Source organism: Roseateles sp. FW301-B2 (assembly GCF_058788955.1).
Map to the genome: position 1 here is coordinate 1 of NZ_JBYTBE010000013.1, position 21,320 is coordinate 21,320.

At 70.4% G+C, this 21,320-nt stretch carries 23 protein-coding genes and 1 pseudogene; 16 read left to right on the top strand and 8 right to left on the bottom strand.

What is annotated here, in order from left to right:
• Nucleotides 1-576: pseudogene (locus tag AC3WQY_RS10880) on the top strand (hypothetical protein); the annotation flags it as partial.
• 15 nt (nucleotides 577-591) lie between these two features.
• Here AC3WQY_RS10880 and AC3WQY_RS10885 read toward each other — a convergent pair.
• Genes AC3WQY_RS10885 through AC3WQY_RS10895 form a run of 3 tightly spaced genes read right to left on the bottom strand, consistent with a single transcriptional unit; the run spans nucleotide 592 to nucleotide 3,082 of the window.
• A complete protein-coding gene (locus tag AC3WQY_RS10885) occupies nucleotides 592-1,080 on the bottom strand; it encodes a RidA family protein (protein WP_285234809.1) in 489 nt (162 codons plus the stop codon).
• Entirely contained in the window at nucleotides 1,077-1,496 is a 420-nt protein-coding gene (locus AC3WQY_RS10890) for a c-type cytochrome (RefSeq protein WP_492708233.1), read from the bottom strand. Before AC3WQY_RS10890 ends, AC3WQY_RS10885 begins: the two co-directional genes overlap by 4 nt.
• Complete coding sequence (locus tag AC3WQY_RS10895; RefSeq protein WP_492708235.1) at nucleotides 1,493-3,082, bottom strand: flavin monoamine oxidase family protein; 1,590 nt, start codon at nucleotides 3,080-3,082, stop codon at nucleotides 1,493-1,495. The genes AC3WQY_RS10890 and AC3WQY_RS10895 overlap by 4 nt, the downstream gene beginning before the upstream one ends.
• 184 nt (nucleotides 3,083-3,266) lie before the next feature.
• On the opposite strand from AC3WQY_RS10895, the gene AC3WQY_RS10900 reads away from it, so the two are divergent.
• Nucleotides 3,267-4,820 carry a methyl-accepting chemotaxis protein gene (locus tag AC3WQY_RS10900; RefSeq protein ID WP_492708237.1) on the top strand — a complete coding sequence of 518 codons (1,554 nt, stop codon included), beginning with the start codon at nucleotides 3,267-3,269 and terminating at the stop codon, nucleotides 4,818-4,820.
• Nucleotides 4,821-4,830: 10 nt separating this feature from the next.
• Nucleotides 4,831-5,361, top strand: coding sequence for a hypothetical protein (locus AC3WQY_RS10905; protein ID WP_492708239.1), 531 nt, complete (start codon nucleotides 4,831-4,833; stop codon nucleotides 5,359-5,361).
• Here the strand turns inward: AC3WQY_RS10905 and AC3WQY_RS10910 are convergent.
• On the bottom strand, nucleotides 5,331-5,993 hold the full coding sequence (locus AC3WQY_RS10910) for a histidine phosphatase family protein (RefSeq protein WP_492708241.1): 663 nt from the start codon (nucleotides 5,991-5,993) through the stop codon (nucleotides 5,331-5,333). The two genes, AC3WQY_RS10905 and AC3WQY_RS10910, sit on opposite strands and share 31 nt — an antisense overlap.
• Nucleotides 5,994-6,040: 47 nt before the next feature.
• On the opposite strand from AC3WQY_RS10910, the gene AC3WQY_RS10915 reads away from it, so the two are divergent.
• Nucleotides 6,041-6,472, top strand: a complete 432-nt coding sequence (locus tag AC3WQY_RS10915) for a GNAT family N-acetyltransferase (RefSeq protein ID WP_492708243.1) — start codon at nucleotides 6,041-6,043, stop codon at nucleotides 6,470-6,472.
• 1 nt (nucleotide 6,473) lies between these two features.
• Here AC3WQY_RS10915 and AC3WQY_RS10920 read toward each other — a convergent pair whose 3' ends face one another.
• The gene (locus AC3WQY_RS10920) at nucleotides 6,474-7,130 is read right to left on the bottom strand and encodes a glutathione S-transferase family protein (RefSeq protein ID WP_285234816.1); all 657 of its coding nucleotides are present in this window, start codon (nucleotides 7,128-7,130) and stop codon (nucleotides 6,474-6,476) included.
• Nucleotides 7,131-7,247: 117 nt separating this feature from the next.
• Between AC3WQY_RS10920 and AC3WQY_RS10925 the strand changes: the two genes are divergently transcribed.
• A complete protein-coding gene (locus tag AC3WQY_RS10925; RefSeq protein WP_285234817.1) occupies nucleotides 7,248-7,655 on the top strand; it encodes a hypothetical protein in 408 nt (135 codons plus the stop codon).
• Here AC3WQY_RS10925 and AC3WQY_RS10930 read toward each other — a convergent pair.
• Entirely contained in the window at nucleotides 7,652-8,647 is a 996-nt protein-coding gene (locus AC3WQY_RS10930) for an XdhC family protein (protein WP_285234818.1), read from the bottom strand. The two genes, AC3WQY_RS10925 and AC3WQY_RS10930, sit on opposite strands and share 4 nt — an antisense overlap.
• Before the next feature lie 161 nt (nucleotides 8,648-8,808).
• Between AC3WQY_RS10930 and AC3WQY_RS10935 the strand changes: the two genes are divergently transcribed.
• Genes AC3WQY_RS10935 through AC3WQY_RS10960 form a run of 6 tightly spaced genes read left to right on the top strand, consistent with a single transcriptional unit; the run spans nucleotide 8,809 to nucleotide 15,101 of the window.
• Complete coding sequence (locus AC3WQY_RS10935) at nucleotides 8,809-9,279, top strand: (2Fe-2S)-binding protein (protein WP_285234819.1); 471 nt, start codon at nucleotides 8,809-8,811, stop codon at nucleotides 9,277-9,279.
• A 13-nt stretch (nucleotides 9,280-9,292) separates the two neighbouring features.
• Entirely contained in the window at nucleotides 9,293-11,647 is a 2,355-nt protein-coding gene (locus tag AC3WQY_RS10940) for a xanthine dehydrogenase family protein molybdopterin-binding subunit (protein WP_492708248.1), read from the top strand.
• A gap of 17 nt (nucleotides 11,648-11,664) precedes the next feature.
• Nucleotides 11,665-12,453 carry an FAD binding domain-containing protein gene (locus tag AC3WQY_RS10945; protein ID WP_285234821.1) on the top strand — a complete coding sequence of 263 codons (789 nt, stop codon included), beginning with the start codon at nucleotides 11,665-11,667 and terminating at the stop codon, nucleotides 12,451-12,453.
• Nucleotides 12,453-13,343 carry an AAA family ATPase gene (locus AC3WQY_RS10950; RefSeq protein WP_492708253.1) on the top strand — a complete coding sequence of 297 codons (891 nt, stop codon included), beginning with the start codon at nucleotides 12,453-12,455 and terminating at the stop codon, nucleotides 13,341-13,343. Before AC3WQY_RS10945 ends, AC3WQY_RS10950 begins: the two co-directional genes overlap by 1 nt.
• A complete protein-coding gene (locus AC3WQY_RS10955; protein ID WP_492708255.1) occupies nucleotides 13,336-14,544 on the top strand; it encodes a vWA domain-containing protein in 1,209 nt (402 codons plus the stop codon). Before AC3WQY_RS10950 ends, AC3WQY_RS10955 begins: the two co-directional genes overlap by 8 nt.
• Nucleotides 14,535-15,101: an SRPBCC family protein gene (locus AC3WQY_RS10960; protein ID WP_492708257.1), complete on the top strand. Its 567-nt coding sequence runs from the start codon at nucleotides 14,535-14,537 to the stop codon at nucleotides 15,099-15,101. The genes AC3WQY_RS10955 and AC3WQY_RS10960 overlap by 10 nt, the downstream gene beginning before the upstream one ends.
• 7 nt (nucleotides 15,102-15,108) lie before the next feature.
• Here the strand turns inward: AC3WQY_RS10960 and AC3WQY_RS10965 are convergent, their stop codons facing one another.
• Complete coding sequence (locus tag AC3WQY_RS10965; RefSeq protein ID WP_492708259.1) at nucleotides 15,109-16,038, bottom strand: alpha/beta hydrolase family protein; 930 nt, start codon at nucleotides 16,036-16,038, stop codon at nucleotides 15,109-15,111.
• Between the two features lie 75 nt (nucleotides 16,039-16,113).
• Between AC3WQY_RS10965 and AC3WQY_RS10970 the strand changes: the two genes are divergently transcribed.
• From AC3WQY_RS10970 to AC3WQY_RS10985, 4 genes are all read left to right on the top strand, one after another.
• The gene (locus AC3WQY_RS10970) at nucleotides 16,114-17,049 is read left to right on the top strand and encodes a LysR family transcriptional regulator (protein WP_285234825.1); all 936 of its coding nucleotides are present in this window, start codon (nucleotides 16,114-16,116) and stop codon (nucleotides 17,047-17,049) included.
• Between the two features lie 141 nt (nucleotides 17,050-17,190).
• Complete coding sequence (locus AC3WQY_RS10975) at nucleotides 17,191-17,646, top strand: Hsp20/alpha crystallin family protein (protein WP_285234826.1); 456 nt, start codon at nucleotides 17,191-17,193, stop codon at nucleotides 17,644-17,646.
• A gap of 34 nt (nucleotides 17,647-17,680) precedes the next feature.
• Nucleotides 17,681-18,067, top strand: coding sequence for an Hsp20/alpha crystallin family protein (locus tag AC3WQY_RS10980; protein WP_285234827.1), 387 nt, complete (start codon nucleotides 17,681-17,683; stop codon nucleotides 18,065-18,067).
• Between the two features lie 16 nt (nucleotides 18,068-18,083).
• A complete protein-coding gene (locus tag AC3WQY_RS10985) occupies nucleotides 18,084-18,614 on the top strand; it encodes an Hsp20/alpha crystallin family protein (protein WP_492708262.1) in 531 nt (176 codons plus the stop codon).
• A gap of 20 nt (nucleotides 18,615-18,634) precedes the next feature.
• Here the strand turns inward: AC3WQY_RS10985 and AC3WQY_RS10990 are convergent, their stop codons facing one another.
• Nucleotides 18,635-20,140, bottom strand: a complete 1,506-nt coding sequence (locus tag AC3WQY_RS10990; RefSeq protein ID WP_492708264.1) for a glycine betaine ABC transporter substrate-binding protein — start codon at nucleotides 20,138-20,140, stop codon at nucleotides 18,635-18,637.
• A gap of 67 nt (nucleotides 20,141-20,207) precedes the next feature.
• On the opposite strand from AC3WQY_RS10990, the gene selD reads away from it, so the two are divergent.
• On the top strand, nucleotides 20,208-21,290 hold the full coding sequence (gene selD / locus AC3WQY_RS10995; RefSeq protein WP_492708266.1) for a selenide, water dikinase SelD: 1,083 nt from the start codon (nucleotides 20,208-20,210) through the stop codon (nucleotides 21,288-21,290).
• Nucleotides 21,291-21,320 lie beyond the last annotated feature (30 nt).

Consider the following 21,320-nt stretch of genomic DNA (forward strand, 5'->3'; position numbering starts at 1 on the left):
CCCGATCTGCTGCTGGAGGCCGAGCCCGCGCCCGTACCACCACCCGCGGCGCCATCGCCCGCCTTGCCGCCAGCGCCGCTGCCCGAACCACGCCAGGCCGAGCCCGCGCCCGCGCCCGAGCCCGCGCCGGCCGGCATGGCCAGGCGCTTGGGTCTGACGCTGCTGCTGGCCGGCCTGGCCGCGACGGCCGGCTGGATGTGGCTGCCTCGGGGTGCAACGCCGCCACCGGCTGCGGTGCCGGCATCCACGGCAAGCGCCAGCGCCGTGCCCGCCGTGATCACCGAGGCGCGCGACGAGGCCGGCGTGCCGGTGCGCACCGGCACGCCGTTGGCGGCCAGCCAGGCCAGGCCGCGTCCGCCGGCGCGTGCCAATGCGGCGTCGGCGGTCGCGCCGCCACCCCAGGCGGCCAGCCGCACCGAATCGGCTGCCGGCCCGCGCGAGGCCTGCGGCAGCCGCAGCTTCCTGGCGCTGGCCTATTGCATCGACCGCGAATGCGAGAAGCCGGTATTCCAGCAGCACCCTGAATGCCTGCGCCTGCGCGAGCTGCGCGAAAACCGGCAGCGCAACCGCCAGTAAGGTGGGGGGCAGGGCTCAGGGCCGTACGGCCGTGACCTCGATCTCCACCAGCCAGCCCGGCAGCACCAGCCCGGCCACCTGCATCACCGAGCGCGCCGGCAGGCGCGGCTGTGCGGCGCTGCCGAAATGCTCGCGGTAGGCGCTCATGAAGCCGTCGAAATCCATCTTGCCGCCCTTGGCCGGGTCGCCCACCAGAAACACCTGCATCTTCACCACGTCGCCCATGGTGAGCCCCAGGCTCTTGAGGCTGCGCTCGATGCCGGCCAGCGTGCCGGCGGTCTGGGTGCGGGTGTCGCCATAGGCGGCCAGGCTGCCGCGCTCGGCCTTCTCGTCCACCACCGGCGGCACCGCGCCGCTCAGATAGACCAGGGTCTTGCCGGCCGGCACCTCCACCGCACTGGCGATCGGGAAGCTGGAGCCGGGCGGGCGGTGGCGCAGCACCTCGTCGGCGTGGCCGAGGCTGCAGCAGCCCAGCAGCAGGGCCAGGGTGGCGATGGTCTTCATGGGGTTTGGCTCCTCTGCTCTTGCTGGATGGCGGCGCGCATGGCGGCCACCTCGTCGTTGGTGATGGCGACGCCGGACTGGCCGGGCGGGCCGAAGCGCCGCAGCACCTCGCCGGCCACCGCGCCGACCTGGCCATCGTCGAGCACGCCGGCAAAGGCCGGCATGGCCTTGCCGCCCTTCAGGATCATGCGCAGCAGATAGGGCGTGGCGGCCAGGCGTGCATTGCCCGCCAGCGCCGGGTAGGCGGCCGCGCCACGGGCACCGCGGCCGTCGGGCATGTGGCAGCCGGCGCAGATCGCGGCGTAGAGGGCCGGGCCGCTGCGCTGGTCGAAGCCCCAGCCGGCCGAGAAGCGTGGCTCATCCATCGCCAGCGCGGGCAGGCCGACCAGGCCGAGCAGCAGCAGCGCCGATCTCATGCGCTGGCCTTGGCGTGCAGCTGCGTCACCGCATGCTGGGCCGAGAGCACTGCGCCCTCCTGCCAGGCCGGCAGCAGCGAGGCATGCTCGCCGGCCAGGATCAGGCGCCCGTCCATCCGCAGCAGCTGCGCGTAATGGCGCTCGCGCGCCGCCTGCGTCCACCAGGCAAAGCAGCCCAGCGTGGCCGGGTGGCGATGCCAGGCCACCGCCATGCCATGCTCGAACTCGGCCGGGTATTGCGGATGGATCTGCGCGCCCAGGCGCAGCGCCTCGCGCACGCGCTCGGCCGGGGCCAGCGCGCTGAACTCGTAGGCATTGGCGCCAAAGGCATAGGCGCCCAGCAGCACGCCCTTGCGCGCGTGGAAATGGTGGCTGGGATAGCCGATCGTGCGTATCGCCAGATCGGTGCTGCTGATGCCGCCGTAGATGCCCTCGTCCTCTTCCCAGAAGCGGCGCCCGAACTGCAGGCCCACCTTGACCGCGGCGAAATAGCTCACCGCATCGATGGCGGCGCGCAGCGCCGGGCTGATGCGCATCTCCACTTGCGAGAGCACCGACAGCGGCAGGGTGCAGATGCACCAGTCGGCGCTCACGCTCAGCGGCGTGCCGGGACGGGCGAGGTCTTCGTATTGCGCCGTCACGCCGCGCTCGTCCTGCTGGATCTCGGTGACGCGCGCCCGGTAGCGGATGCGCGGGCCCACCGCCTTGGCCAGGGCCCGCGCGATCGCGTCCATGCCGCCCACCGGCTGGAACAGCGGCATCTGGTATTCGAAGCCGCTGCCGAGATCGAGCCGCCCGGCCAGGCCGCTGGCCAGCACATCATGCAGGCCCAGCGGCTGATCATGTGGCGGCGCGGCAGACACGCCGCCTCCCGGCTGCGGGCCGAAGCCGCGCCGCTCGGCGGCGATCTCGCCGGCCCGGTAGCGCCCCTGGGCATCCAGGGCGCCATGGCTGCGCAGGGCCTCCAGCAGGCGTGCCTGGTCCTCGCTGCTGAGGGTCTCGTCGAGCTGATGCTGCTGCACCACCTTGGCCAGCAGCTCGCTCACCTGGCCCTGGAAATCGGCCTGCAGCTCGCGCCAGCGCTGCGGCTTGCCGCCGAAGGCCTGCTGGCCATGCACATAGGCGTTGTGGTTGACCTGGATGAAGGGCTGCAGCGCCACGCCCAGGCGCTTGCAATAGCCCAGCACGCCATGGTGGTGGTAGGGGATGCGCCAGGGGCCGGGGTTGAAATACTCGCCCGGCGCGAACTCGCAATGCTGGCTGGCGCCGCCCAGCTCGGTGTAGCGGTCGCCGCCGCGCAGGGTCCAGCAGCGGCCGCCGGGGCGTGCCTGGTATTCCAGCAGCTGCACCTGGTAGCCGGCGCGCTGCAGCTCATAGGCCGATACCAGGCCGGCAAGACCTGCCCCCAGCACCAGCACGCGGGCCCCCTTGGGCGCGCGGCCCAGGCCGAAATCGGCGCGCGCCGGCGAGGCCTGCACCAGGCCAAGCTGGGTCAGCGCCGCATAGACCGCGCCGCTGCCGGCCACGCGGCCCAGCTGCTGCAGCCAGGCGCGGCGGCTCGTGGATGGGCGGGTTTGCCTGCTCATGCGGCCCACCATAGCAAGCCGCCCGGCTTCCGACCAGAGGGCGATTGCCGAGGCAGGGGGCGCGGCGCAGAATCGCCGCATAACAACATGATGGCGGGGGCGCGCTGGGGCGGGTGTGGACGGTCGCCCGCGTCCCTGCGCATGCGCCGGGCCGAACTCGCCGTTGCCTCAGGGAGTTCAGCATATGCAAGCATTGAGAAACCGTTCCATCGCGACACGGCTGCGGCTGGGGTTTGCGCTCCTGATACTCGTCAGCATGGCGGTGGCCCTGTTCGGACGCCTGGCGCTCAGCCAGGTGGGGCTGCGGATGCAGGCGCTGACCGAGCAGCATCTGGTGGTCGTCGGCCTGCTTGGCCAGATCAAGGACAACGTCAACGTCACCGCCCGTGCCGCGCGCAATATCGCCCTGCTCAGCGACGCCGCGGCCAAGCAGGCCGAGAAGGCGGTGATCGACGCCAACCGCAACGACACCCGGGGCCTGCTCAAGCAACTGGAGGATCGCCTCGCGGCGGAGGCCGGCGGGGCCTTGCTGAAGCAGGTCACAGCGACGCGCCAAGCCTATGTGAAGGTGATGGACCAGGCCATCAGCGAAGGCCTGGCCGGGCACAATGAGGCCGCGCGCGACCTGCTGGTGGGTGAGGTCTCGCAGACGCAGACGGCCTACTTCGGCAGCCTCAACGAGCTGGTCAAGTTGCAGCGCCAGCGCATGGATGAGGCCAAGCAGGAGGCCGACGCCACCATCGCGCGCGCCGGCTTGGCGATGCTGGGCCTGCTGGGCTTGGCGGCCATGTGCGGGCTGGTGATCGCCAACTGGCTGGCGCGCAGCGTCACCCGGCCCTTGCTGGCGGCGGTGCAGGTGACCCAGCGCATCGCGCGTGGCGACCTCAGCTCGCGCATCGTGGCCGAGTCGGACGACGAGGTGGGCCAGCTGAGCCGTTCCCTGCATGCCATGCAGGAGGCCTTGCGCAGCCTGGTGGGCGTGGTGCGTGCCAGCAGCGACTCGGTGGCCACCGGCGCCGGCCAGATCGCGGTGGGCAATGGCGATCTCTCGCAACGCACCGAACGCCAGGCCAGCAGCCTGCAGCAGACCGCCGCCTCGATGGAGCAGCTCTCCGGCACGGTACTGGGCAGCGCCGAGACGGCGCGCCAGGCGAATGCCTTTGCCGCCGTCGCGAGTGGCGCGGCCGAGCGCGGCGCGGCGGTGGTGGGGCAGGTCATCAGCACCATGGATGGCATCAACGCGGCCTCGCGCCGCATCGGCGACATCGTCGGCGTGATCGACGGCATCGCTTTCCAGACCAATATCCTGGCCCTGAACGCCGCGGTGGAGGCGGCCCGTGCCGGCGAGCAGGGGCGCGGCTTTGCGGTGGTGGCCGCAGAGGTGCGCAATCTGGCGCAGCGCTCGGCCAGCGCGGCGCGCGAGATCAAGTCGCTGATCGCCACCAACGAAAGCACGGTGGAGGCCGGCTCGCGCCTGGTGGGCGAGGCCGGCCACAGCATGCGCGACATCCACGCGCAGGTGGCGCGCGTGGTGGGCCTGATCGGCGAGCTGGGCGCGGCGGCCGAGGCACAGAGCCGCGACATTGTGCAGATCAACCAGGCGGTGGCGCAGCTGGACGAGTCGACCCAGCAGAACGCGGCGCTGGTGGAGCAATCCGCCGCCGCGGCCGACAGCCTGAGCCAGCAGGCGCGCGTGCTGGTGGATGCGGTGAGCGCCTTCAGGCTGGAGCTGGCTTAGACTGCCGGCGATGTTGCGCCACGGTCTGATCGCTACCCTGTTGCTGGCCGGCTGCGCCGCGATGGCGCAGACCCCGCCCTGCCTGATCGTCTACGGCCATGGCCGCAACCTCGGCAGCGAGGCGGAGAACCTGGCCTGGGACCGCCTCAATCTGCGCTTCAACCAGCAGGTGGCGGCCAGCCTGGATGCGGCCGGACGGCGCGTCGTGCCGATGCTGTTGCGCGTCGGCAGCAGCGATCTCGCCGCCACCCTGGAGGCGGTGCTGGGCGAGGCGCAGCGCCAGGGCTGCGAGTTGGTGGTGGACACCGCCGTGTTTGCCGACGATGCGAACGCCGCCCTGGTATTGCGCCTGCGCGTGCACCCGTTGCTGCCGGCCCTGGGGCCGCGCGCCGGCGCGCGCCTGCCGCGCGTGGGCGAGGCCATCTACACCAGCCAGCGCGATTTCGATTTCAGCCCGCGCGTGCTGGAGCGGCTGAAGCTGGATCAGCTGGCGCAGGAAATGACGGCCGCCTACCTGGCCGACACGGCCGCCAAGCCCTGATCCGCCAGGCCCTCCAGATGGGCCGCGTCGGCCCAGCCGAGGATCTCGAAGCGCGCGGCGCCGGCATCGTCCAGGCGCACGCGTACGCGGTTGATGCCGGTATTCGGAATGGCGCATTCGCGCGCGCCGTGCAGGGGCAGGGCCTGGGCGTGGCGCCACACCATGTCGAGCACGCCGCCATGGGTGACCACGGCCAGGGTCTGGCGCGGGTGCGCCACCGCCAGCTGGCCCAGCGCGGCGATGACGCGCTGGAAGAAATGCTGGCGGCTTTCGGCGCCACCCGGCAGCGCGTAATCGGGCTCATGGCGGGCCCATTGCGCGAACTCCTCGGGATGGGCGCGGCGGATGTCGTCGAAGCTCATGCCTTCCAGAATGCCGAAGCCCTGCTCGCGCAGCGCCGCCTGCCGCTCGGTCTGCAGGCCCAGGGCCTGCGCCAGCGGCGCGGCGGTCTGCAGCGCGCGGCTCAGGTCGCTGGCCACCAGGGCCTGGATGGGCTCGGCGCGCAGGCGCGCCGCCAGGCGCTCGGCCTGGGCCAGGCCATGGGCGTTCAGCGGCACGTCGATCTGGCCCTGGAAACATTGGCGGCGGTTCCAGTCGGTCTCGCCATGGCGTATCAGCAGCAGCTCGGTCATATGACTTCCATTGTGCGACATTGGTTCTTTCTGCTGAAATGCGGCCCATGCAGACACTCACCATCAGCGACGACAAGGCAGCCCTGGACCTGGACCTGCTGCACCGCTTTCTGAGCCAGGAATCCAGCTGGGCGCTGGGCCTGCCGCGCGCCACCATGGAGCGATCGATCGCCAACTCGCTGTGCTTTGGCGCCTATCTGGAGGGCGCGCAGATCGGCTTTGCCCGCGTCGTCACCGATGGCGCCAGCTTCGCCTATCTGTGCGATGTGTTCGTGCTGGCCGAGCATCGCGGCCGTGGCCACAGCAAGGCGCTGATGCGGGCGGTGCTGGCGCACCCGCAGCTGCAAGGCCTGCGCCGCTTCATGCTCGCCACCAGCACCGCGCCCTGGCTCTATGCGCAGTTCGGCTTCACGCCGGTGGCCAAGCCGGAGGCGCTGATGGAGCGGCTGGACCGGGACGTCTACAGCCGGCCGGCCTGAGCTAAATCCAGGGCTGCGGCAGCTGTTCGGTGGCGATGGCGCGCTGCACCGCGGGCCGCGCCAGCATGCGCTGCAGAAAGGCGCCCAGCGCCGGCCAGCTGCGCGCCGGGCGCGCGAAGCCGCGCGTCCAGCGGCACAGCATGAAGCTGAAGGGGTCCAGTGCGCTGTAGCTTGCGCCCAGCGTCCAGGGACCCTGGTGGCGCTGGAACTCGGCTTCCAGGAGGTCCAGCAGGCCGCCGGGCGCGCTGATCTGCGCCTCGGCATGGGCCTTCACCTGGGCCACGCCGGCGGCGTTGCCCTCGTCCACCCAGCGCTCCGGGTAGTAGTAGGCCATCAGCAGCGGCTGCAGGGTGTTGGTGAGCCACATCAGCCATTTGTAGGCCTGCGCGCGTTCGGCCGTGCCCAATGCCGGCAGCAGCCCGGCCGCCGGGTGGGTGTCGGCCAGGTGCAGCAGGATGGCGGCGGTTTCCGACAGCACCAGCTCGCCATCCACCAGGGTCGGGATCAGGCCCATGGGGTTGAGCTTCAGGTACGCGGGCGACTTGTGTGCGCCCTGGTCGCGGTCCACCAGCTTGAGTTCGAAGGGCAGGCCCAGTTCTTCCAGCAGCACATGCGGCGCGAAGCTGGCATTGCTGGGGTAGTAGTGCAAATGGATCATGGTGGCGCCATCCTAGCCTGGACGCGCCGGCATTGCGGCGCCTCAATATGGTGACCATGGCCCGACCTATATTGAATCTGGACCCGCGTCCGGGTCCATGCCCGAAAGGTGGCGACCATGAGAACGCAGATCGCAATTGCCGCATTGATGCTGGTACCCGCATTGGCCATGGCGCAGGCCGCACCGGCCCAGCTGGAGCCCGTGAAGGTCAGTGGCACGGTGGCCAAGATCGTGTTGCCGGGCAAGGCCTACAAGCTGCAGGCGAGCGAATTCAAGAGCCTGGCCGGCCAGTACGAGCTGGCCGACGGCAAGACCCTGACCATGTCCGGCACGGCCAAGCATATGTTTGCGCAGATCGACGGCATGCCGCGCGCCGAGCTGGTGGCGGCCTCGCCCGAGACCCTGGTGGCCAAGAACAAGCAGATGCGCATCGAGTTCGGCACCACCGCCAACGGCATCGTCAGCGAGGTGGTGGTGACCTATATCGCCCCCACCGAAACCAAGGGCAGGCGCAAGGCTTCCTAGAGGCTGCAGCCCGCCTCCGCGCCCGAGCCGGCCGACGAACTGCTGAGCGTGACGCCGTAGCGTTCGGCGGTCATGTGCGCCAGGATGGACAGCGCGATCTCGGGTGGCGTGCGTGCGCCGATGTGCAGGCCCACCGGGCCGTGCAGGCGCGCCAGCTCGGCCTCGCTGAGGCCGAAATGCTCGGCCAGGCGGGCGCGGCGCTTGGCTTGGTTGAGGCGTGAGCCGATCGCGCCGACATAGAAGGCCGGGCTCTTGAGCGCTTCCATCAGCGCCAGGTCGTCGAGCTTGGGGTCGTGGGTCAGGGCCACGATGGCGCTGTGGCCATCCGGGGCAAAGGCCAGCACGCAGTCGTCGGGCATCTCGCGGGTGATGCGGGCGCCGGGGATCTCGGGCTGGTATTCGTCGCGCGGGTCGCACACCAGCACCTGGTAGTCGAGCGCCAGCGCGAAGTTGGCGAGGTACTGGGTGAGCTGGCCGGCGCCGATGACGAGCAGGCGCCATTGCGGGCCGTGGTGGGTGATGAGGGTGGTGGCGCTGAGTTGCACCACATCGGCACCGGCCTCGGGCGCATGCAGGCTGACGGCGCCGCTGTGCATGTCCAGCACGCGCCGCACGCGAGCGCCGGCGGCCAGCTTGGCGAGCAGGGCCTGCACCTGCGAGGCCGGCCCCAGCGGCTCCAGCACCAGTTCCAGCGTGCCGCCGCAGGGCAGGCCGAAGCGCGTGGCCTCCTCGGCGCCCACGCCATAGCGGATCAGCTCGGGCTTGCTAAGCCGCAGCGCGCCCTCGCGCAGCTTGGCGACCAGGTCGTCCTCGATGCAGCCGCCCGAGACCGAGCCGGCGATCTGGCCATCGTCGCGCACCGCCACCAGCGAACCCACCGGCCGCGGTGCCGAGCCCCAGGTGCGCGTGATGGTGCCCAGCACCACGCCGCGCTTTTCATCATCCAGCCATTGCGCCACCTGGCGCAGCACCTGCAGATCCACGTTGTCCATTGCAGCCAACCCCTTGCTATCGCAGCAGTGTGCCAGCTTGACGCACAACCCAGGGGTGGCGGGCTCTATGGATGGGCATACAGGAGGGATAACGGTAGCTGTTCGGGCAGTGAATCCCCGCGAGCATGGGGCTTGTCCGCTGACCCCTACAAGGAGACATCATGAGCCAGAAAACGACGCTCAAGGTCAACGGCAAGACGGTGACGCGCGAGATCGCGCCCGACCGCTTGCTGGTGCAATTCCTGCGCGAGGATCTCGCGCTCACCGGCACCCATGTGGGTTGCGACACCAGCCAGTGCGGCGCCTGCACGGTGCATGTGAACGGCCGCGCGGTGAAGTCCTGCAATGTGCTGGCGGTGCAGCTGAACGGCGCCGAGATCACCACCATCGAGGGGCTCGCGGCCGCGAATGGTGAACTGCATCCCATGCAGGCCGCCTTCAAGGAATGCCATGGCCTGCAATGCGGCTTCTGCACCCCCGGCATGGTGATGAGCGCGGTGGACCTGGTGCAGCACCATGGCTGCAGCAGCGAGGCGCAGATCCGCGAGGGCCTGGAGGGCAATTTCTGCCGCTGCACCGGCTACCAGAACATCGTGCGCGCCGTGCAGCTCGGCGCCCAGGGAATGAAGTGAGGAGCCAGCCACCATGAACGCACCCCAGCAAGGCCTGATCGGCCAAAGCGTGCGCCGTCGTGAAGACGCGCGTTTCCTCACCGGCCGTGGCCAGTACACCGACGACATCGTGCTGCCGCGCCAGACGTATGCCTACTTCCTGCGCAGCCCCTATGCGCATGCGCGCATCAAGAGCATCAACACCGCCGCGGCCAAGGCGGCCAGCGGCGTGCTGGATGTCTACACCGGCGAGCATTTCCGCAGCATCGGCGGCCTGCCCTGCGGCTGGCTTATCAACAGCCTCGATGGCTCGCCGATGAAGGAGCCCAAGCACCCCATCCTGGCCGATGGCAAGGTGCGCTATGTGGGCGACCAGCTGGCGCTGGTGGTGGCCGAGAGCTATGCCGAGGCCAAGGCCGCGGCCCAGCTGATCGAGGTCGACTACGAGGACCTGAGCCCGGTGGTGGATGCGGCGGCGGCCAAGGGCGCGCCGGCCAGTGTGCACGACGAGGCGCCGGACAACGTCTGCTACACCTGGGGCTGCGGCGACAAGGCCGCCACCGATGCGGTGTTTGCCAGCGCGCCGCACATCACCAAGCTGGAGTTCCGCAACAACCGGCTGATCCCCAACGCGATCGAGCCGCGCGCCGCCAACGCCAGCTACAACCCGGGCGACGAGAGCTGGACGCTTTATGTGGCGAACCAGAACCCGCATGTGGAGCGCCTGCTGATGTGCGCCTTCGTGCTGGGCATCCCCGAGCACAAGGTGCGCGTGGTGGCGCCCGATGTAGGCGGCGGCTTCGGCTCCAAGATCTTTCTCTATGCCGAGGAGACCGCGCTCACCTGGGCCAGCAAGCAGCTGGGCCGGCCCATCAAGTGGACCGCCGAGCGCAGCGAGAGCTTTCTGAGCGACGCCCATGGCCGCGACCATGCCACCGTGGCCGAGCTTGCCACCGACAAGGATGGCCATTTCCTGGCCATGCGCGTGCACACCACCGCCAATCTGGGGGCCTACCTCTCCACCTTTGCGTCCAGCGTGCCGACGATTCTGTACGCCACCCTGCTGGCCGGCCAGTACACCACGCCCAAGATCTATGCCGAGGTGACGGGGGTGTTCACCAACACCGCGCCGGTGGACGCCTACCGCGGTGCCGGCCGCCCCGAGGCTACCTATGTGGTGGAGCGGCTGGTGGAAACCGCGGCCCATGAGCTGGGCCTGGACCCGGCCGAGATCCGCCGCCGCAACTTCATCCACAGCTTCCCCTACGCCACCCCGGTGGGCCTGACCTACGACACCGGCGACTACGACGCCACGCTGAATGGCGTGATCGAACTCGCCGACGTGGCTGGCTTTGCGGCGCGCAAGGCGGTCAGCGAGGCCAAGGGCCTGAAGCGCGGCATCGGCTACTCCACCTATATCGAGGCCTGCGGCCTGGCGCCATCGAACATCGCCGGTGCCCTGGGCGCGCGCGCCGGCCTGTTCGAGGCCGGCGAGGTGCGGGTCCATCCGACCGGCAAGGTCACCATCTTCACCGGCTCGCATTCGCATGGCCAGGGCCATGAGACGACCTTCGCGCAGGTGGTGGCCGACAAGCTGGGCATCCCGATCGACGATGTCGACATCCAGCATGGCGACACCGGCAAGGTGCTGTTCGGCATGGGCACCTATGGCAGCCGCTCGCTCTCGGTGGGCGGCACCGCCATCGTCAAGGCGGTGGACAAGGTGATCGCCAAGGGCAAGAAGATCGCCGCGCATCTGCTGGAGGCGGCCGACACCGACATCGAGTTCGAGAACGGCGTGTTCAAGGTGGCCGGCACCGACAAGAGTGTGCCCTTCGCCTCGGTCTCGCTCACCGCCTACGTGCCGCACAACTACCCGCTCGACAAGCTCGAGCCCGGTCTGAACGAGAACGCCTTCTACGACCCCACCAACTTCACCTACCCGGCCGGCAGCTATGTCTGCGAGGTCGAGGTGGACCCGGCCACCGGCCAGGTGCGGGTGGACCGCTTCAGCGCGGTGGACGACTTCGGCAACATCGTCAACCCGATGATCGTCGAGGGCCAGGTGCAGGGCGGCATCGCGCAGGGCATCGGCCAGGCGCTGCTGGAGCATGGCATCTACGACGTGGAGAGCGGCCAGCTGCTCACCGGCAGCTATATGGACTACGCCATGCCGCGCGCCGACGACCTGCCCAGCTTCCAGATCAGGACCGCCAAGGGCACGCCCTGCACGCACAACCCGCTGGGCGTGAAGGGCTGCGGCGAGGCCGGCGCGATCGGCTCGCCACCGGCGGTGATCAACGCCATCTGCAACGCCATCGGCGTCAAGGATGTGCCCATGCCCGCCACGCCGCATGCCGTCTGGCAAGCCATCCAAGCATCGCGTTGAAGGAAAGGGGATCACTCATGAGCTTCAACTACACCCAAGCCGCCACCCTGGCCGATGCGGCGCGCGCCGCCGCCGCCCTGGATGCCAAGATCATTGCCGGGGGTCAGTCCTTGCTGGGCGCCATCAAGCTGGGCCTGGCCGCACCGGCCTCGCTGGTGGACCTGAGTGCGCTGGCCGATCTCAAGGGCATACGCGTGGACAACGGCCGCGTCGTGATCGGTGCGATGAGCACCCATGCCACCGTGGCCGCGTCCAAGGAGGTACAGCAGGCTATTCCCGCGCTGGCCGATCTGGCCGGCCATATCGGCGATCGCCAGGTGCGCAACCGCGGCACCCTGGGCGGCAGCCTGGCCAACAACGATCCGGCGGCCTGCTACCCGGCGGCCGTGCTGGCCCTGGGCGCCACCATCCACACCGACAGGCGCAGCATCGCCGCGGATGACTTCTTCAAGGGCCTGTACGAGACGGCGCTGCAGGAGGGCGAGATCATCAGCTCGGTGAGCTTCCCGGTGCCGCTCAAGGCGGCCTGGCAGAAGTTCAAGCAGCCGGCCTCGCGCTTTTCCATCGTCGGCGTGTTCGTGGCCAAGACGGCAGCGGGCGTGCGGGTGGCTGTCACCGGGGCCGGGCCCTGCGTGTTCCGCGCCAGCACCATCGAGGCGGCGCTCGCCAGCAGCTGGAGCGAGACCTCGGCCAAGCTGGTGTCCATCAAGCCCGACGGCCTCAACAGCGATCTGCATGGCTCGGCCGCCTACCGCGCCGCGCTGATCCCGGTGCTGGCCGGTCGCGCCGTGGCCGCCGCAGGCTGATGGCGGCGCTGCCCTCCAGCATTGATGACTGCGCGGCCGGCCTGCTCGCCCACGACTATGTGGCCGAGCGCGAGCTGGCCTGCGCGGTCTTCCTGGCCTTGCGCCTGCAGCGCCCGCTGTTCCTGGAGGGCGAGCCCGGCACCGGCAAGACCGAGATCGCCAAGACCCTGGCGGCGCTGCTGGACCGGCCCCTCATCCGCCTGCAGTGCTACGAGGGCCTGGACATGGCCAGCGCCGCCTACGAGTGGAACTACGCGCGCCAGATGCTGGAGATCCAGGCGGCCAAGGAGGGGCAGCCGCTGCATGCCGACGAGCTCTTCACCCGCCACTTCCTGATCCCGCGCGCCCTGCTGCAGGCGCTGGAGATGCCCGGCCCGCCGGTGCTGCTGATCGACGAGCTGGACCGCGCCGACGAGCCCTTCGAGGCCTTTCTGCTGGAGCTGCTGAGCGATTTCCAGCTCACCATTCCCGAGCTCGGCACGGTCAGCGCGGTCGCGCCGCCCATCGTCGTCATCACCTCCAACCGCACGCGCGAGATCCACGACGCGGTGAAGCGGCGCTGCCTCTACCACTGGGTGGGCTTTCCGGATGCGGCGCGCGAGCTGGCGATCCTGCAGCGCCGCGTGCCCGGTGCGGGCGAGACGCTGGCGCGCCAGATCGTCGGCTTCATCCAGGGCTTGCGCGGCATCGATCTCTACAAGCTGCCCGGCATCGCCGAGACCATCGAATGGTCGCGCGCGCTGCTGGAACTCAACGCCCTGGTGCTGGACCCCGAGACCGTGCACATGACCCTGGGCGTGCTGCTCAAGTACCAGGACGATATCGCCAAGGTGCAGGGCTCGGAGGCAGCGCGCCTGCTGGAGCAGGTGCGCGTGGCGACGCATGGCTGACCATCTGGCAACAAACGTCGTGCACTTCTCGCGCGTGCTGCGCGATGCGGGCCTGCGCGTGGGCACCGATCGCATCGAGCTCTGCCTGCAGGCCCTGCAGCTCGGCGGCATCGCCTCGCGGCGGGATTTCAAGGCCACGCTGGCGGCCTGCCTGCTGGACCGCCAGGAGCACCGCGCCCTGTTCGAGCAGGCCTTTCACATCTTCTGGCGCGACCCCGACCTGATGGGCCGGGTGATGGCGATGCTGTTGCCGCGCGCCCAGGCCAAGCCGGGCACACCGCCACCGCCCGAGAACCGCCGCCTCGCCGACGCGCTGTTCCCGCAGGCGGCGAAACTGCCGCAGCCACCGGCGGCGGAACAAGCACGCATCGAGCTCGACGCCACGCTCACCTGGAGCCAGCGCGAGCTGCTGCGCCAGCGCGATTTCGAGACCATGACGGTTGCCGAATGGGCCCATGCCAAGCGGCTGTTGGCCCAGCTGCAGACCCTGTTTCCGCGCCGCCCCACGCGCCGCTGGGCACCGGCCGCGCAGGGCCGGGTGGCCTGGCGCGCCAGCCTGCGCGCTTCGGCCCGGGGGCCGGGTCTTGCCCTGCGGCGTGAGCGGCCGCGCCTGCGTGTGGCGCCGCTGCTGATCCTGGCCGATATCTCGGGCTCGATGAGCCGCTATTCGCGCATGCTGCTGCACCTGGCCCATGGCCTGGCCAACCCGCAGCAACAGCGCCATGCGCCGCGCGTCGCGAGCTTTGTGTTCGGCACCCGGCTCACGCCCATCACCCGCCTATTGCGCCAGCGCGACCCCGATCTGGCGGTGGCCGCGGTGTCGCGCCGGGTGGCGGACTGGTCGGGCGGCACGCGCATCAGCGCCTGCCTGCACGAGTTCAACCAGCATTGGGCGCGGCGCGTGCTGCCCGCCGATGCCACCGTGCTGTTGATCACCGACGGGCTGGAGCAGGGCGCTGACGACGACCCGCGCTGCGAGGCCCTGGCCCGGGAGGCAGCGCGCCTGCGCCTGCGCTGCCGCCAGCTGATCTGGTTGAATCCGCTGCTGCGCTATGAGGGCTTCGAACCCAAGGCCGCCGGCATCAAGGCGCTGCTGCCCGAGGTCAGCCTGCATGTGCCGGCCCACAATCTCGCCAGCCTGGAACAACTCGCACGCCTGCTCAGCGCCTCATCTTCGTCATCCTCATCATCATGCATTTGACCGGACAAGAAACCCTCCCAGTCACCCAGGCCCAGGCCTGGGAGGCGCTCAACAACACCGAGATGCTGAAGGCCGCCATCAGCGGCTGCGAGGCGCTCACACCCGTCAATGTCGAGGGTGGCGAGCATGAGTACGAGGCCCTGGTGGCGGTGTCCATCGGCCCGGTGAAGGCCAAGTTCAAGGGCAAGTTGAGGCTCTCCGATCTACAACCGCCCAACAGCTACCAGCTCGCCTTCGAGGGCTCGGGCGGCGCCGCCGGCCATGGCAAGGGGCAGGCCCAGGTACGGCTGGAGGCCCAGGGCCCGGCGCAGACGCTGCTGCACTACGAGGTGCAGGCCAGCGTGGGCGGCAAGATCGCGCAGATCGGCTCGCGCCTGGTGGACATGGCGGCGCAGAAGATGGCGGGCGACTTCTTTGCCGCCTTCAACGCCGCGCTGCAGGCGCGCTACGGTGTCGCGGTGGCTGTTGAAGCGGCAGCGCCGCCCAGAAGCCGCTTCCAGCGCCTGCTGGACTGGTACCTGGGCTGGCTGGGCCGCATCTTCACCGGCAAGCTCTGAGAAAGGCTCAGGGCAGCCGCTCGCGCAGCACCGGCGTGGCCTGCTCGATCGGTGCCAGCAGCAGCGGCCAGATGCGTTCGCCCAGCTCGCGCCTGAACATGCCGAAGTGGCCGATCGCGCGTAGGCCCAGGCTGCGTGGGTCCAGGGTGTGGCGTTGCACCGCGGCGCTGCGGAACTGGCGCGCCAGATGGTCCACCGCGGGGGCGGGGCCGAACAGGCTGTCGTCGCTGACGTTCCACAAATGCACCGGGCCGGTGTAGCGGTGGTGGCCCAGCTGGCCCTGCAGGCTCGGGTCGCTGAACATATAGCCGCGGCGCCGGCCCCAGCGCGCCCAGTCCAGCGCCGCCGCCTTCGGCAATGCCTGGGCGCGCGCGCCCAGCAGCCAGGCCGGGCCATGGCCCAGCAGATGGCTCAGGCCGGGCAGCAGGGCGTGGAAGAACAGCATGGCCTTGGCGCGCTGCAGGCCCGACCAGAAGCGCCAGTCGGCCGCCTGCGCCGCCACGCCCAGCAAGGCATCGGCGCACTCGAAGCCGGGCGCCATGCCCACCGCGTTGCCACCGAAGGAATGGCCGATCGCCAGCAGCCCCAGCGCCTGGCCCTGGCTCTGCTGCGCCTGCTGGCGGCGCTTGTCGGCGGCGCGCAGCGCGGCGGCCATGTCCAGGCCGGCCCAGTCGCGCAGGCCGGCGGCCTCGTCCCTGACGCGGCCCTGCAGATTCGTGCCGATGCCGCGGTAGTCATAGCTCAGCACCGCATAGCCGCGCCGGGCCAGCCATTCGGCAAAGCCGCGGTAATAGGGGCTGGCCACCGCCATCGCCGGGCTTACCACCGCCACCGCGCGCAGCGGGCCGGCCGGTTCATGCCAGGTGGCTTGCAGCAGGCGGCCGTCGCTGCAGCGCAGCTGGGTGGGGGTGGTGCTGATTTCCGTTTCATTGCGCATGCAGACAGTCTAGGTTGGTGACAATCAAAGGAATAGACTCGCATCCGACGACACATTGATTCCGGATTGTTGACAGTGGCCACCCAACTCTCGCCCCATCGCCGCCGCAGCGCCGCCGACCAGGCCCTGGACGCCAACGCCCTGGAACTGTTTGCCCGCATCGCCCAGGCCGGCAGCTTTGCACGCGCCGCGCGCGAGCTGGGCCTGACGCGCGCCGCGGTGAGCCGGCGCGTCGCCGCCATCGAGGCGGCCGTGGGCATGGCGCTGTTCGCGCGCAGCACCCGCAGCCTGAGCCTCACCGAGCCCGGCCGGCGCCTGCTGGCGCGCGCCCGCACCGTGCACGAGGCGGCCGAGGGCGCACGCCTGGCGCTGCGCAGCGAGCGCGACCAGCTCGGCGGCACCCTGCGCATCAGCGCCGCGCCGGTGTTCGGCGTGCATGTGCTGGCGCCGCTGCTGGCGCGCTTCCAGACCCTGCATCCCGACCTGCGCTACGAGCTGATCTTCAACTACCGGCGCGTGGACCTGCTGCGCGAGGGCGTGGACCTGGCCTTTCGCGCCACCGCGCGCCCGCCCGAGGACTGGGTGGCCCAGCCGGTGCTGCGCTATGCGGTGCGCCTGTATGGCCGCGCCGGGCGCGCGCCGCTGGAGGGGCCGCAGGCCCTGGCGGCGCTGCCCTGCCTGCTGGTGGGCCAGCACGAGGATCCCACCGAGGCCTGCTGGCTGCACGAGAGCAGCGGCGCGCGCCATGAGATGGCCCTGCGATCCGCCGCCTGGGGCAACGATCTCGACGCCTTGCTGCAGATGGCGCGCCATGGCGATGGCCTGGTGCTGAGCCCGGATTTCTGCGTCGGCCCCGAGGATGGGCTGGTGGATCTGTTGCCCGGCTGGCGCCTGCAGCTCAGCGAGGGCGAGGCCATCCAGGCGCTCACCCTGCCGATGCCGGCCGGCTCCGAGACCGCGCGCGCGCTGGTGCGCTTTGTGCGCGAGGCGCTGGGCAGCGCCGCGCCCTAGCGGGCGGGGTCAGGTCTTGCGTCGCGCCTCCCTCCCTAATGCTGGGGATCCGGGCGGCTCTTGAAAGGGCCATGGACGCTCCTATTTCAGGCATCGACCAGCCGGTCATTCATCTCAAACATCCTGAACGGAGCTCAAGCCATGTACCAATCATTGCTGAACTATCCGAGCAGCCTGTTCGGTCAATTCGAAAGGCTGCGCCGCGACCTTGACGACGCCTTCGGCATCTCGACCCTGCCCAGCAGCATTCGCTCGGTGGCCGCAGGTAGCTTGCCGATGATCAACGTCGGCCGCACCCGCAACAGCGTGGAGGTCTATGCCTTCGCGCCGGGCCTGGACCCGGCCAAGATCGAGGTCACCGTCGATCGCGGCGTGCTGCACATCGCGGGCGAGCGCGCCAGCGCGATTCCCGGCGACGGGGCCGTTCGCCTGAATGTCTACACGCGTGAACGTGTCTGCGGCCGCTTTGACCGCGCGGTGGCGCTGCCCGAGGACATCGATCCCGAGCATGTGCGTGCCAATTACCGCGACGGCGTGCTGCAGGTCAGCATCGCGCGCCGCGAGTCCGCGCAGGCCAAGCGCATCGCGGTGCAGTAAGGCCATCCAACTGCCAGACATAGGAGTAGTGATCATGAGCCAATCCCCCATGAATCAGACGCAGCAGCGGGATGATGCGCAGCGCGACGAGCGTGCCGTGCAGCCGCAGGTCGACGTGTTCGAGGACGAAGGCGGCATCACCTTGCTGGCCGATATGCCCGGCGTGCCCAAGGAGTTGCTGGAGGTGCGCGTCGAAGGCGACGCCCTGACGATAGAGGGCCGTGTGCAGCCGCAGACGCCGAAGGATCTGGAGGCCGTCTATGCAGAGCTGCGCGTGCCCTGCTACCGCCGCAGCTTCACCCTCAGTGGCGAACTCGACAGCGCGGGCATCGATGCCAAGCTGAAGGACGGCGTGCTGACCCTGCGCATTCCCAAGCAGGCCTATGCCCAACCGCGTCGCATCGCGGTGACGGCGGGCTGAGTCGGAGGCCGAAACCATGAGCAAACTCGCAGAGCAGTTGAAGCATGGTGCCGGCCAGGCCTGGGAATCGCTGTCGGAGGGCTGGCGTGAGCTGGGCGCGCGCGCCAGCGGCGCGCTGACCCGGTTCTGGTCCGTCGCGGAGTCACCGGCCGAAGGCGCTGCCGCCGCGCAGCCCAAGCCGGCGGCCGCCTTCGACGAACGCTGGCCGCCACCGGCGCGCTGGACCTTCATGGCGGTGGACATCTATGCCGACGAGCAGCAGCTCAGCGTGCGCATCGAGGCACCTGGCATGTGCCGTGAGGACTTCCGCATCGAGATGAGTTCGCCGCAGGTGCTCAGCGTGTCGGGGCACAAGCGCTGCGACGCGGAGTTCGATCGTGGCCACTACCGCCTGGTGCAATGCGCCTACGGCAGCTTCCGTCGCGACATCCATCTGCCCGCTGCCGTGGACGTGAACCAGGCACAGGCCCGCTACGAGAACGGGGTCCTGCGCATTGCCCTGCCGCGCCAGCAGGGCTACAGGCGCCAGGTCGAGGTGCGCGGCTGAACGCCAATGGCCGCGCCGCTTCAGCGATTCAAACCCGGCCGCGCCCAGCGCTCCAGCGCATCGAACAGCCACTGCACCAGCAGGGCCAGTGCGGCCGCGGGCAGGGCGCCGGCCAGCATCAGATCGCTGTCGTTCACCGCTAGGCCGGCGACGATGCGCTCGCCCAGGCCGCCGGCACCGACAAAGGCCGCCACCGTGGCGGTGCCCACGTTCAGCACCGCGGCGGTCTTGATGCCGGCCAGCAGCACCGGCAGGGCCAGCGGCAGCTCGATGCTGCGCAGCAGCTGGCCACGCCGCAGGCCCAGCGCCCGGCCGGCCTCGCGCAGCCCCGCCGGCACGCCCTGCAGGCCGGCATGCGTCATGCGCACGATGGGCAGCAGGGCATAGAGGAACAGCGCCAGCAGCGCCGGCACGAAGCCGATGCGGCCCAGCAGGGCGATCAGAAAGGCCAGCAGGGCCAGCGAGGGCAGGGTCTGCAGCAGCCCCACCGCCGCCATCAGCAGGCCGGCCAGGCGCGGGTTGAGCCAGGCCCAGATGCCCAGCGGCACGCCCAGGGCCACGCCCAGCGCCAGCGAGCCCAGCACCAGGGTCAGGTGTTGCCCGAGCAGGCGCCACAGATCGGGCGCCAGCAGGCGCTGCCACAGGCCGGCGCGGCCCTCGGTCGTTGCTGCCGCTGCTGCCTGGCCCTCGGTCAGGAAGCCCGCTGCCACCGCGGCGAAGCTGCGCCCGTCCAGCTCCACCTGGGCGTTCAGCTCCATCATGCGGCGCGCGTCGATGCGGCCGGCCAGCGCGGCGGCCAAGGGGCGCTCATCGAGCGAGGCGCGCATCAGCAGCAGGGCGTCGTAGCGCGGGAAGAAGTGGCGGTCGTCGCGCAGCACGCGCAGCGGCAGGCGCGCCAGCTTGGCGTCGGTGGTGTAGACGTCGATCAGGTCCACCTGGCTGCCCGCCAGGGCCTCATAGGCCAGGCCATGGTCGATGCCGGCCGGCGCCGCCAACCGCAGGCCGTAGGCACGCGCCAGGCCGGGCCAGCCGTCGGCGCGTTGCAGGAACTCGTGCGAGAGTCCCAGGCGCAGGCGCGCCGCCTCGGCCGGCGCCAGCCGCGCCAGCGCCGAGATCGAGTCCACGCCCAGGCGCGCCGCATCGGCCTCGCGCATCGCCAGCGCATAGCTGTTGTTGAAGCCCAGCGGCACCGCCGCCTTCAGGCCGCGCGCCGCCAGCGCCCGGTTGAGCGCGGGCAGGTCCGGCGGGCTGCCCTCGAGCTTCAGCAGCTCGCGCGCGATCGTGCCCGTGTATTCCGGATAGACGTCGATGCTGCCGGACTGCAGCGCCTGCGCCAGGATGGCGGTGTTGCCCAGGCCCTGCCGGTGCTCGGCGGCGACGCCGGCGCGCTGCAGGCTCTGCCGCACCAGCTCGCCCAGCACATAGCTTTCGGTGAAGCGCTTGGAGCCCACCTGCACGGCGGGTTGGGCACCGGCAGAGCCGATCAGAAGGCAGGCCAGCAGGCAGCAGAGCAGGGGGCGGCGCATGCGGAGATTCTGCGCCAAGGCAGGTGGGCAGCTATGCTTGCCGCCATCCCTGACGCACCGCTGCACCATGACAAACGCCGCCACCACGCCCCCCAGCACCCCGCTCGACGAACCCCGCCTGACCTCGCTCTCGCATGGCGGCGGCTGCGGCTGCAAGATCGCGCCGGGCCTGCTGTCGGAGATCCTCAAGGGCACGTCCAGCATGCCGATTCCGAAGGAGCTGCTGGTGGGCATCGAGACCGCCGACGACGCCGCGGTCTACCAGCTCAACGACGAGCAGGCCCTCGTCGCCACCACCGATTTCTTCATGCCCATCGTCGACGATCCGTTCGACTTCGGGCGCATCGCCGCCACCAACGCGATCAGCGATGTCTACGCGATGGGCGGCCGCCCCATCATGGCGCTGGCCCTGGTGGGCATGCCGATCAACCGGCTCTCCACCGCCACCATCGGCCGGGTGCTGGAGGGCGGCGCCGCGGTGTGCCGTCAGGCGGGCATCCCGATCGCCGGCGGCCACACCATCGATTCGGTGGAGGCCATCTACGGCCTGGTGGCGCTGGGCCTGGTGCACCCCAAGCGCGTCAAGCGCAATGCCGATGCGCGCAGCGGCGACCTGCTGGTGCTGGGCAAGCCGGTGGGCGTGGGCGTGATGAGCGCGGCGCTCAAGAAGGGGCAGCTGGGCGAGGCCGGCTATGCGCAGATGATCGCTAACACCACCCGGCTCAACACCCCCGGCCCCGACTTGGCCGAGTTGCCGGGCGTGCATGCGATCACCGACGTCACCGGCTTCGGCCTGGCCGGCCATGCGCTGGAGATGGCGCGTGGCGCCGGCTGCGCGCTCGAGCTCGACTGGGCGCGCGTGCCCCTGCTGGACGGCGTGCGCGCACTCGCCGGCCAGGGCTACGTCACCGGCGCCTCGGGCCGCAACTGGGCCGGCTACGGTGCCGAGGTGGAGTTGCCCGCCGGCTTCGCGCCCGAGGACCAGGCCCTGCTGAGCGACCCGCAGACCAGCGGCGGCCTGCTGGTGGCCTGCGCGCCGGACGCGCTGGACGCCGTGCTGGCGGTGTTCGCGCGCCATGGTTTCGCGCAGGCGGCGCTGGTCGGGCGCATGGGCGAGGCCATGGAGCGGCCCCGCTTAAGGGTGCGCTGACGGTGCGCTAGGCCGCGTTGATGCAGCCGC

Excerpts from the sequence above, each read along its gene's own strand:
- AC3WQY_RS10945 (WP_285234821.1), top strand. The coding sequence starts at position 11,665 with ATGAGCTTCAACTACACCCAAGCCGCCACCCTGGCCGATGCGGCGCGC.
- AC3WQY_RS10980 (WP_285234827.1), top strand. The coding sequence starts at position 17,681 with ATGAGCCAATCCCCCATGAATCAGACGCAGCAGCGGGATGATGCGCAG.
- AC3WQY_RS10935 (WP_285234819.1), top strand. The coding sequence starts at position 8,809 with ATGAGCCAGAAAACGACGCTCAAGGTCAACGGCAAGACGGTGACGCGC.
- AC3WQY_RS10885 (WP_285234809.1), bottom strand. The coding sequence starts at position 1,080 with ATGAAGACCATCGCCACCCTGGCCCTGCTGCTGGGCTGCTGCAGCCTC.
- AC3WQY_RS10905 (WP_492708239.1), top strand. The coding sequence starts at position 4,831 with ATGTTGCGCCACGGTCTGATCGCTACCCTGTTGCTGGCCGGCTGCGCC.
- AC3WQY_RS10895 (WP_492708235.1), bottom strand. The coding sequence starts at position 3,082 with ATGAGCAGGCAAACCCGCCCATCCACGAGCCGCCGCGCCTGGCTGCAG.
- AC3WQY_RS10950 (WP_492708253.1), top strand. The coding sequence starts at position 12,453 with ATGGCGGCGCTGCCCTCCAGCATTGATGACTGCGCGGCCGGCCTGCTC.
- AC3WQY_RS10900 (WP_492708237.1), top strand. The coding sequence starts at position 3,267 with ATGCAAGCATTGAGAAACCGTTCCATCGCGACACGGCTGCGGCTGGGG.
- AC3WQY_RS10915 (WP_492708243.1), top strand. The coding sequence starts at position 6,041 with ATGCAGACACTCACCATCAGCGACGACAAGGCAGCCCTGGACCTGGAC.
- AC3WQY_RS10960 (WP_492708257.1), top strand. The coding sequence starts at position 14,535 with ATGCATTTGACCGGACAAGAAACCCTCCCAGTCACCCAGGCCCAGGCC.
- AC3WQY_RS10925 (WP_285234817.1), top strand. The coding sequence starts at position 7,248 with ATGAGAACGCAGATCGCAATTGCCGCATTGATGCTGGTACCCGCATTG.
- AC3WQY_RS10955 (WP_492708255.1), top strand. The coding sequence starts at position 13,336 with ATGGCTGACCATCTGGCAACAAACGTCGTGCACTTCTCGCGCGTGCTG.
- selD (WP_492708266.1), top strand. The coding sequence starts at position 20,208 with ATGACAAACGCCGCCACCACGCCCCCCAGCACCCCGCTCGACGAACCC.
- AC3WQY_RS10910 (WP_492708241.1), bottom strand. The coding sequence starts at position 5,993 with ATGACCGAGCTGCTGCTGATACGCCATGGCGAGACCGACTGGAACCGC.
- AC3WQY_RS10930 (WP_285234818.1), bottom strand. The coding sequence starts at position 8,647 with ATGGACAACGTGGATCTGCAGGTGCTGCGCCAGGTGGCGCAATGGCTG.
- AC3WQY_RS10990 (WP_492708264.1), bottom strand. The coding sequence starts at position 20,140 with ATGCGCCGCCCCCTGCTCTGCTGCCTGCTGGCCTGCCTTCTGATCGGC.
- AC3WQY_RS10965 (WP_492708259.1), bottom strand. The coding sequence starts at position 16,038 with ATGCGCAATGAAACGGAAATCAGCACCACCCCCACCCAGCTGCGCTGC.
- AC3WQY_RS10985 (WP_492708262.1), top strand. The coding sequence starts at position 18,084 with ATGAGCAAACTCGCAGAGCAGTTGAAGCATGGTGCCGGCCAGGCCTGG.
- AC3WQY_RS10890 (WP_492708233.1), bottom strand. The coding sequence starts at position 1,496 with ATGAGATCGGCGCTGCTGCTGCTCGGCCTGGTCGGCCTGCCCGCGCTG.
- AC3WQY_RS10975 (WP_285234826.1), top strand. The coding sequence starts at position 17,191 with ATGTACCAATCATTGCTGAACTATCCGAGCAGCCTGTTCGGTCAATTC.
- AC3WQY_RS10920 (WP_285234816.1), bottom strand. The coding sequence starts at position 7,130 with ATGATCCATTTGCACTACTACCCCAGCAATGCCAGCTTCGCGCCGCAT.
- AC3WQY_RS10940 (WP_492708248.1), top strand. The coding sequence starts at position 9,293 with ATGAACGCACCCCAGCAAGGCCTGATCGGCCAAAGCGTGCGCCGTCGT.